Below are 9,310 nucleotides of genomic sequence, written 5' to 3' on the forward strand. Positions count from 1 at the left end.
CCATGACGATCCAGGTGCAAAACCCGGTTGATATTTTTGCCCGCTACGGGCTGACCCGCGTCATCAATGCCTCGGGCACGGAGACTACGAAAGGCGCGAGCCCGGTCTGTGCCGAGGTGCTGGAAGCGGTCAACGCGCTGGTCCCGCATTGTGTCGATATGCTGGAGTTGCAGAGCGTCGCCTATGCCACGATCGCACGGGCCTTCGGGACAGAGGGCGGTGTCGTGGTCAATTGCAGTGCCGCCGGTATTTCTACAGCAGTGGCGGCCTGCATGACCGGCGACAATCTGGCCAGGGCGGAACGGCTGCCCGACACGCGTGCCATGAAGTCAGAGGTGATCCTGCAGCGCGGGCACAATGTCACCTATGGCGGCTATATCGGGCAAAATGTGACGCTGACCGGCGCCAGGCTGGTTGAAATCGGCGCGGCCACGGAATGTGGTGTTTACCAGCTGGTCGATGCCATTACCCCGGATACGGCGGCGGTCCTCTTTGTCGTTTCCCACCATACGGTGCAGAGCGGGTTGATCGCGCTGGAAGAAGTGTGTGAAGCGGCCCACGCGCATGGCGTTCCGGTGATCGTCGATGGCGCGGCCGAGCCGGACCCGCGGATCTTTCTGCGCGCCGGTGCGGATCTGGTGATTACCAGCATGCATAAGAGCTTCGCCGGCCTGACGGGTGCAACCGTCGCCGGCCGCCGCGATCTCATTCAGGCCTGCATCGTTCAGGAGAAGGGGATCGCGCGGCCGATGAAAGTGGGCAAGGAAGCGGTGATCTCGGCCATTGCGGCGGTCGAGCGCTGGGAGCGGGCGGACCATGCTGCAATCATGGCCAGGCGGATGGAAATTTTGCAGCGTGGCAAGGCCGAACTCGAAACCCTTCCCGGCATCACGGTCGAAATAGAGCCTGACTCCACCAGCTATCTGTTCTCGCGGCTGTTGCTGAAGGTCGATCCGGACAAGGCGGGCCTGACGGCCTACCAGCTATCGAGCGGGCTGGCAGCGATGAAGCCGTCGATCATGGTCAGAACCCTGATGGCCGATATCGGGCTGCTGCAGGTCGATTTGCGCCGCGCCGACGATGCGCTGGCCGACCATATCCTGGCCTCGATCAAGGCCGTCGTCGCAGCAGGCGGGGCGAGCGATGGCAAGGCGCAGCCCGCATCCGCCAATCTGGCGGACAAGGCTGTCGAGAACCTCAAGCGGTTTCCGATCACGCTTGGAGCCCGGCAATGAAGGGAGCCGAGCAAAGCTGGACGCGCATCCATTGCGACATCGATTTTGATCGGGACGGCAAGCAGGTTTCGTATCTGCAAGTGCCTCATAGCCGTAATGATTCCGCCTGGGGCGTGGTGCGCATCCCCATCATGGTGATCAAAAATGGCGACGGCCCCGGAACATTGCTGACCGGCGGGGTGCATGGTGATGAGTATGAGGGGCCCATCGCCCTTGCCGAGCTGGCGCGGACGCTTACGGTGGAAGCGGTGTCGGGACGAGTGATCATCATCCCGTCTTTGCATTACCCGGCCTGCGTCGCCGGAGCTCGGGTGTCGCCTATTGATGGCCGTGATCTGAACCGATCCTTCCCCGGCGACGCTGCCGGGAGCTTTGCGCAGATGCTGGCTCACTTCGTGCGGCATCGGCTGCTACCGCTTGTGACCACCAATATCGACCTGCATTCGGGTGGCCGGTCGCTCGACTGCATGCCCTGCACGATGTCGCATCTGTTGGACGACGCCGCCACTTTGACCCGCACGCGCGCGCTGGCGTCGGCTTTCGGCGCCCCGCTGCATGTCATGAACCGTGAAGTGGATGGTGCCTTTACTTTCCAGTCCACAGCCGAGCAATTGGGCGTTATTTCGCTTTCAAGCGAATTGGGCGGGTCTGGCATTGTATCGCTGGAAGGGCTGGAAATTGCGCGCCGCGGCTTGCGTCGCGCTCTGGCGCATCTGGGCAATATTGACGCGGTACTCGCCCCGCTCCAAACCCCAACCCGGTTTATGGAAATTGCGGCGGCGACAGATTATGGCTTTGCCCCCGTTTCCGGCATCTATGGGCCGCGTATCCCGCTAGGCGCCACAGTCAAGCCGGGCGAGGTTCTGGGCGAAATCCACAGTATGGACGATCCATGGCGGGAGCCGATCCCGGTCTTGGCGAGCCGGAGCGGGATGCTTTGGTGCCAGCGCGGACAGGGCCTGATTTCGGCCGGCGATGCCTCGGCCGTCGTCGTGGCCGAATGGATGGGGGATCAGTCATGAGCGACCAAAATATTCGCGCCCGGCTGCAAAGCCAGGGGATTGTCGTGCCGACGGCGGTAAAACCCGTCGCCAATTATACCTCCGGCGTGATGGCCAAGGGGAGTCTGCTTTTCCTGTCGGGGCAGGGAACCCGCCAGGACGGCATTTTTCGCTATATCGGCAAGGTGGGCGAGCAGTTCACCACCGAAGAAGGCGCTGCTGCCGCCCGGCTTTGTGCCCTCAATGTCCTGGCACAAATTGAAGCGATCTGTGGTCTCGACGCCGTCAGGCGCGTGGTCAAACTGACCGGCTTCGTCAACGCGGCCAGCGATTTCACTGAGGTTCCGGCGGTTCTGAACGGGGCATCGGACCTCATGGTCGCGGCGTTTGGTGCGGATGGTGTTCATGCCCGCTCCGCAATGGGGGTCGCCACCTTGCCGTTCGGCATGGCGGTGGAAGTCGAAGCCATTATTGAACTCAAGCTGCCCATCGAAAGCTGAGTTTCACGTCTCGATCTGGATCAAGAAAACACTATGACTAGCAATTTGTCGAACGCCACCAGGGAAAAGCTGCGCCGTGTCAGCACGGCCACCTTGAGCACAGCCTTGTATAAGCGCGGCCTGCGCAACCAGTTCGTCCAGAATGTCGTGCCGCTTGGCCGTGCTGCCCAGACCATGGTCGGGGAAGCCTTTACCCTGCGCTATATTCCGGCCCGGGAGGATCTCAACCAATTATCGGTGTTTCGGAATGTGGACCATCCGCAGCGCGTTGCCGTGGAGACCTGCCCCCCCGGTCAGGTCTTGATCATGGACAGTCGAAAAGACCCGCGCGCCGCCTCGGCCGGCGCCATTCTGGTCAGCCGGCTGATGATGCGCGGCGTGGAAGGGGTGGTGACCGATGGTGGTCTCCGTGACAGCGACGAAATCGCATCCCTGCCGATTGCGTCCTATCATTGTCGTCCCTCGGCGCCCACCAACCTGACCCTGCATCAGGCCATCGATATCAACGTGCCGATCTCTTGCGGCGATGCGGCGGTATGGCCGGGCGACGTCGTTGTCGGCGATGGCGACGGAGTGGTCATTATCCCTGCTCATCTGGTCACCGAAATTGCCGATGAGGCTGTCCAGATGACGTTTTACGAGGATTACGTCATCGAGCAGGTTCGCAAGGGCACTGGCATTATTGGCCTATACCCGCTTACGGACAAAGCGCATCAGGACGCATTTGAGCGCTGGCAGGCTGAGGCCAAAGGCTGAAACCCGGCAGCCGCGCGCTGCAGGCTCCGGCCAAGCACTCTCTTGCTTCACCTCCCTATTCAGGCCGGACGAGGACATTACTCGCCCGCCTAAGACAAGGACGACTGCAATGCCCTCAGTATCGGCTGAATTTATCCAACGCCTTGCCGGCATTTCCGGCATTCTCGTCACCCCCTTTGACGGCGATGACAAGATCGCACCACAGCGGCTGCAACCCATTTTGGACCGCATGCTTGCCGCCGGTGTTCACCTGGCAACCGTGAACGGCAACACCAGTGAGTTTTATTCCCTCACGTTGGAAGAGGCCGAAAATATGGTCGATGCCGTATGCGATCTGGCCGATGGGCGGATGCCGGTGCTCGCAGGCGTGGGACGCAGCGTCACCGATGCCTGCCGATTGGCCGCGGTCTCGGCCCGGGCGGGGGCAGCTGCGATCATGGTACACCAGCCGCCCGACCCCTTCGCCTCTCCGCGCGGCCTGGTGGAGTATGTGAAGCGGGTGGCAGGCGCCGCCGATGGCCTGCCTGTCGTGCTTTATCTGCGCAATGATGCCATTGGCACCTCCGCAATTGCCGATATCTGTGCGATTGCGGGCGTGGTGGGCGTAAAATGGGCGTCGCAGAACCCGCAGCGCCTTGCCGAAGCAATCGCGGCGGCCGATCCGGCGCTGATCTGGGTGGCCGGGCTGGCTGAAACCTGGGCTCCGGCGCTCTATGCCGTGGGCGCCAGGGGCTTCACGTCCGGGCTGGTCAATATCTGGCCGGAGCGCTCCATGGCGATCTGGCACAGCCTTGATGGGAGTGATTATGCCAAGGCCCGGGCGCTGATCGACGACATCAAAATATTCGAGGTCATTCGGGCTGCGGAGATGAACGGCACCAATGTCACCGGGGTGAAGGCGGCATTGCTGGCCCTGGGCCTCAACTGTGGCGCGGCCCGCCCGCCGGCCTCCTGGCCGATGTCGCGCGCCCACCAGGTGGAAATGGAGCATTTTCTGACCACGAATGGTTTCGATGTGCGGAGCCTTCAGGGCTAAGACATTGCACCGAAAACTACGCAATAGTTTTTTGGACAAATCCGATGCAATGATGAATAGTTGAAGCGCACCGCCCGACTACGTTGGATCGGCCGATGGGTAGTTTCGCGTTTGCCAACATTTTTATCCTGCAGATAGAACCCGATAAACCTGCATTCTGGAGCAGCCAACCTGCTTGGCAATCTCGGAAGGACTTAGGCCATTAGCTTTCATGGTGCGGATCGCCTCATGATCCAGGCGTCGCTTTCCGCCTTTGTAACGCCCTTCTTCCTTGGCCCGCACAATGCCCTCGCGTTGCCGCTCCTTGATGAAGCGCCGCTCCATCTGCGCCACCATGCCCAAGACCGTCAGGATGACATGTCCCATCTCCCCTCGCGTGGAAACATGGGGGTCGAGCACCGTGACATAGGCCCCGCGCTGCTCGCATTCATGCACAACATTGAGAACGTCGCGGGTGTCGCGTCCCAGTCGGTCGAGGCGGGTAACAACCAACTCGTCGCCAGGCCTCAGGAACTGGATGATGGTTTCAAGCTCGACCCGCCCCGCCCGGGAGGCGCCAGAGACCTTTTCAGTGCGAATAACCTCGCAGCCTTCGGTTTTGAGTTTGTCGATCTGGATATCGGCATCTTGGTCGACTGTGCTAACGCGGGCGTAACCGATGCGGGCCATGTGTCACCTCAAGGTTTAGGTTTGAGGCTCGCATGTCACAAATAGTCGATGTCAACCCAGAAGTTACAGGTGAAATGCGAAGGCTGTTACGTCGCGCCAGGGCATACCCTGATGTAGCAGGCTGCTTTGCGCACATCATTTAGGACAGCCAGGTAGTCGATTGTCGCGAAGGGGGCCGGAAGCTGTCAGTCAGCTTTTGGCCTAGTACCAACGATTCCGGCCGTCAATTGTCAGTCCTCGCTGCGTATTGCTGGGAACCGCCATACCCCCGACGACTCATCTCAGTCGCGACCGTACGTGCATGAGCCCTTCGCATCCGATCAGCCTGCCTTTACTAAGAGTACTCTGGATAATTAGCACTGCTGGTAGGTCCGTTTGCCAAAAGAAAGAACAATCACCGTCGACTCTGTCCGGGCGTCTCGAACGGGCCACAATTTCCATGAGCGATGGACGGCGCGGCGCGCTCTGCAACTGGTTTTCCCGAGCGATCATCTTTACGCGATAGCGATAGAAGGTCTGTCGACGAATGAGGAGGCCGAACCAGGAGACGCGGCGCAGGAAATCGCCGATTTGGTTCTATACTATGGCGCCGGGGATACTTTTGCATCGGCCTCGGCCGTCCAGACGCTGCAGTTCAAGTACCGGGTCGACCAGACACCCGTTACGTCTTCTTACCTGAAGAAGACCATCGAAAAATTCGCCGATAGCGTCCTTGGATACGAGAAGGAGGCAACGGCTGACGAAGTAGACAAGAAGCTCTCCTTCGGCTTCGTAACAAACTGTCAGTTTGCAACGTCCCTTTGGGCCGCGATTGCGGCCCTAAAGGCAGGCAGCGAGTCTCCCATGGATGGGAGTGCCAAGAATCAGTTTGACTATCTGTCGCTGTGGTGCCGGGATCGGGGCGTCGATCCGCACCGCCTTTTCAGCATGACGGAATTTCGGGCAGGTGAGAAAAATCTCCCCGTCCAAAGAAGCCTGCTGCGCCGTTCGCTTACGGACTGGTCAGCGGGCAACGACGGACGTGCGAGAATTCGGGTCCACGAGCTTGTAGAACTTGTCGTAGACAAAGCCGGTGTCGGGGGCGTCCGAAACAACCTCGTTAAACGCGAAGACGTCCTCGATGCGCTCGGATGCGAACCGGAGGACCTTTTCCCTGCCGATACCCGTTTTGTTGACGTTGGCGAAGTGGTCGAACGCTCAGAGCTGAATGACGTCCTTTCGCTGGTAAAGACATCTGCGGTCCCTGTGCTCCTCCATGCGGAAGGTGGCGTCGGTAAAACCGTCTTTGTACAAAATCTGGCTGCGAAGCTTACCAGTGACTTTGAAGTCGTGGTCTTCGACTGCTTCGGCGGCGGTGCATACCGATCTGAGGATCAGGCCAGGCACTTGCCCAATGTGGGTTTTGTCCAGATCGCCAATGAACTCGCTTCGCGCGGGTTGTGCGATCCTCTCTTGCCAGGTGATGCCGATACCAGGGGGCTCGTGACTGCCATGCGCAGGCGCCTGGAGCAGGCGGCCGGAGCGGTACAGGAACAGTCCGAGAAGAGCGGCATCGTCGTTGTGCTGGACGCCGCAGATAACGCGCAGCTAGAGGCGGATAATAGAAAGGACGAGGCCTTTCCAAGGCTGCTGCTTGCTTCGCTAGGCCGCGAGCCGATTGACGGCGTAAAATTGCTGCTCACCGCCCGTCCGGAGCGAAAAGACGGTGTGATCGGACGCGCATCTGTCACACTGTTCCAGCTGGGGGTCTTCTCGGACGAGGAGGCGCGCGCCTTTATTGCCGGGAGACTGCCTACTGCGACTGAGGAAGAGGTCGCCGTCGCCCTTCGGCGATCCCGGTGCAATGCCCGCGTGCTGGCATACCTTGTCGAGTCATGGGATCAGAATGTTTCCGGCAATCCGCCATCGACGCCGATTTCTGTCGAGGAAATTGTAGCGCAGCGCTGCGAAAAGATTTTCGCGGACCTTCACGTTGCCGGATGGAATGACGGTCAGATCAAGGAATTTTTTGCGGCGATTTCACTGCTACCGCCTCCCATACCACTGGATGAACTGGCAAACGCACTCGGCTGGCCGGTCACCCAGGTCAACAGTGCTGCTGCCGATCTGGCTCCCATGCTCGAACTGGTTCCGCAAGGCGCGATCTTTCGCGATGAACCAACGGAAACTTATGTCTGGAAGACCTATTCCCAGGAGGCCAGCGCGCAGCAGGCAATTGCGCAGCGGCTTACAAACAGTCAGCTAACATCGTCCTATGCGGCAGAAGCCCTGCCGAGATTTTTGGTCACGATTGATGACAGCAACCGCGCATACGAACTGGCTGGATCGTCCGATTTCCCGGCATCAATCCAATCCGACTATGGACGCCGCCGTCTTACACTGGCGCGACTGCACGCCGCGTTTCGCCTCGCAGTAAAGCAGGACGATCTCAATCGCGCCCTTTTGCTTACGACGCAGCTGGCGCAGGTTGCCGCTGCCAACGCACGGGGCGACGACTTTATCCGACGCGCGCCGGGGCTTGGGATCAAGCTTGGCGACAGGGATGTCTCGCGCCGCCTGTTTAATGACCGGTCGGGCTGGCGTGGGGCGCGCAACGTCCGCCTCACGCTGGCATATTGTTTTGCCGGAGAGATGGAAGAGGCAAGAACCCATCAAAACCGTGCCATTGGCTGGATCAACTGGCGCTACCAGAACCAGGATGAAGATGGGCCTCTCGACGGTCCACACCCCCAGGACGATGACTTTGCCGCTCTCATGTTCCTGAGTGTCCTGAGGCGTGAATTCGACAGTGTCGACGGCAATCTCGGGAACTGGAACCTTTGGTTTGCCCTATCAGTCTGCAACGGCGTGATTAGGCTCGCCCATCAGTATGAGCAGCTTGGTCTGGGCCAGGTTCTTGATGATCTGTCTGAGTTCGTGGCCAGTGACGAATGCAAATCCTATGCGCTGCGCATAGCCTTGCTGGGCCGGCATGCCTCTCTGGCGCCACACCATGTTGCCGCTATCGCGAAAAGAGTCGAGCGCCCTAGGGATGACGACAACGACCGAGGAGTCAGACTTGATGATGAACGGGTTATAGAAGCCGCCGTTTCGAAGGCAGCGTTTGCTGCGCTGGTTCGTTCGTCAAGATCGGCGTCCCGCCATATTATGAAGGCGGGTGCCACTGTCCGTGCTTCCAGCTATGACTACAGCGAAAGGTATGGCTTTTCGCGCGTCTGGACGCCCACGTTCAGCGCCTGCCTTCGTGCCTGGTCGGCCGGGCAACGCGTCAGCTTCCACCACTTGCTTCCCCGTGAATTGAAGATTGGCCGGAAAGCCAAAGCGCTCAAATCAAACGACGAACTCCGCGAGTTCCTATCGCAACAATTCGGCTCACGAGTGAGAGGCAGGCCTGCGGGCCGACGTAAAGCAAAGGAGGGCCGCAAGCCTCTGTTTGACGTCAATGAACGCCGTGCGATAGCAAGCGGTATTCAATTGATCAGATCTATGGCCGAGCCGATCGAGACGGCGGTTCTGGGCGGTCAGGGCATCGGGGGCCAGTGTGTCGATGGGTTCCTGAACGCCTGGTCGGCCGCATTGCGCCTGAATGTTCACTGGCGCGCGGAAGAAGCGACGGACGTGCTCTGCCGCACAGTCGGGATCGGCTTCGCGGCCTCTGTCTTTGAGCACGCCGATCAGATCACAGAGGCCCAGGGCACCGCGCTGATCGACATTGTTTCCAGCGACAAGTTTCGTGTCCAGGACCGACTGACAATACTGAACCTGATCGCAAAGCGGCCAAACCTTCAAAGCCTGACAGGGCGTTTTGCGCAGAAGGTTGCAGAGAGCATTCGCCGGGACGAGTCGATCGATCAGCGTGGGAACAACTACCGGGAGCTCGCGGAAAACCTGCTCCCAATGAGTGTTGCCGAGGCAAGGGAGTATTATCGCCAGGGCCTTGCAGAACTTGACCAGATGGGGGGCGACGACCACGACATCATCTACGCACTACTGAATTTCGCGGCGGTACAGCCGGGAGGCTTTGTTCGTCCCGAACTCGGCCACAGGCTGCTGAATCTTTGTCAGACCATCATGTACGATGCCAGCAAGTTCGGGTGGACATTGCTGGCCAAG

Annotated in this window: 7 protein-coding genes; 6 read left to right on the forward strand and 1 reads right to left on the reverse strand. The window is 59.8% G+C overall.

From position 1 onward, the window contains the following. Positions 1-2: 2 nt before the first annotated feature. The 5 genes from VDP82_RS00935 (at position 3) to VDP82_RS00955 (ending at position 4,528) form a co-directional block, all read left to right on the forward strand. Positions 3-1,235, forward strand: coding sequence for an aminotransferase class V-fold PLP-dependent enzyme (locus tag VDP82_RS00935; RefSeq protein WP_323012955.1), 1,233 nt, complete (start codon positions 3-5; stop codon positions 1,233-1,235). Further along, a complete protein-coding gene (locus VDP82_RS00940; RefSeq protein WP_323012956.1) occupies positions 1,232-2,257 on the forward strand; it encodes a succinylglutamate desuccinylase/aspartoacylase family protein in 1,026 nt (341 codons plus the stop codon). Before VDP82_RS00935 ends, VDP82_RS00940 begins: the two co-directional genes overlap by 4 nt. Beyond that, positions 2,254-2,736, forward strand: a complete 483-nt coding sequence (locus VDP82_RS00945; RefSeq protein WP_323012957.1) for a RidA family protein — start codon at positions 2,254-2,256, stop codon at positions 2,734-2,736. The genes VDP82_RS00940 and VDP82_RS00945 overlap by 4 nt, the downstream gene beginning before the upstream one ends. Before the next feature lie 33 nt (positions 2,737-2,769). Further along, positions 2,770-3,492, forward strand: a complete 723-nt coding sequence (locus tag VDP82_RS00950; RefSeq protein ID WP_323012958.1) for a ribonuclease activity regulator RraA — start codon at positions 2,770-2,772, stop codon at positions 3,490-3,492. A gap of 109 nt (positions 3,493-3,601) precedes the next feature. Continuing rightward, a complete protein-coding gene (locus VDP82_RS00955) occupies positions 3,602-4,528 on the forward strand; it encodes a dihydrodipicolinate synthase family protein (protein WP_323012959.1) in 927 nt (308 codons plus the stop codon). A 123-nt stretch (positions 4,529-4,651) separates the two neighbouring features. Here the strand turns inward: VDP82_RS00955 and VDP82_RS00960 are convergent, their stop codons facing one another. Continuing rightward, on the reverse strand, positions 4,652-5,197 hold the full coding sequence (locus VDP82_RS00960; protein WP_323012960.1) for a recombinase family protein: 546 nt from the start codon (positions 5,195-5,197) through the stop codon (positions 4,652-4,654). A 375-nt stretch (positions 5,198-5,572) separates the two neighbouring features. Here VDP82_RS00960 and VDP82_RS00965 point away from each other — a divergent pair. Then, positions 5,573-9,310, forward strand: a 3,738-nt coding sequence (locus VDP82_RS00965) for an ATP-binding protein (RefSeq protein WP_323012961.1), incomplete at its 3' end; no start/stop codon positions are given.

This window comes from Devosia sp., from assembly GCF_034675085.1.
Lineage (GTDB): Bacteria > Pseudomonadota > Alphaproteobacteria > Rhizobiales > Devosiaceae > Devosia.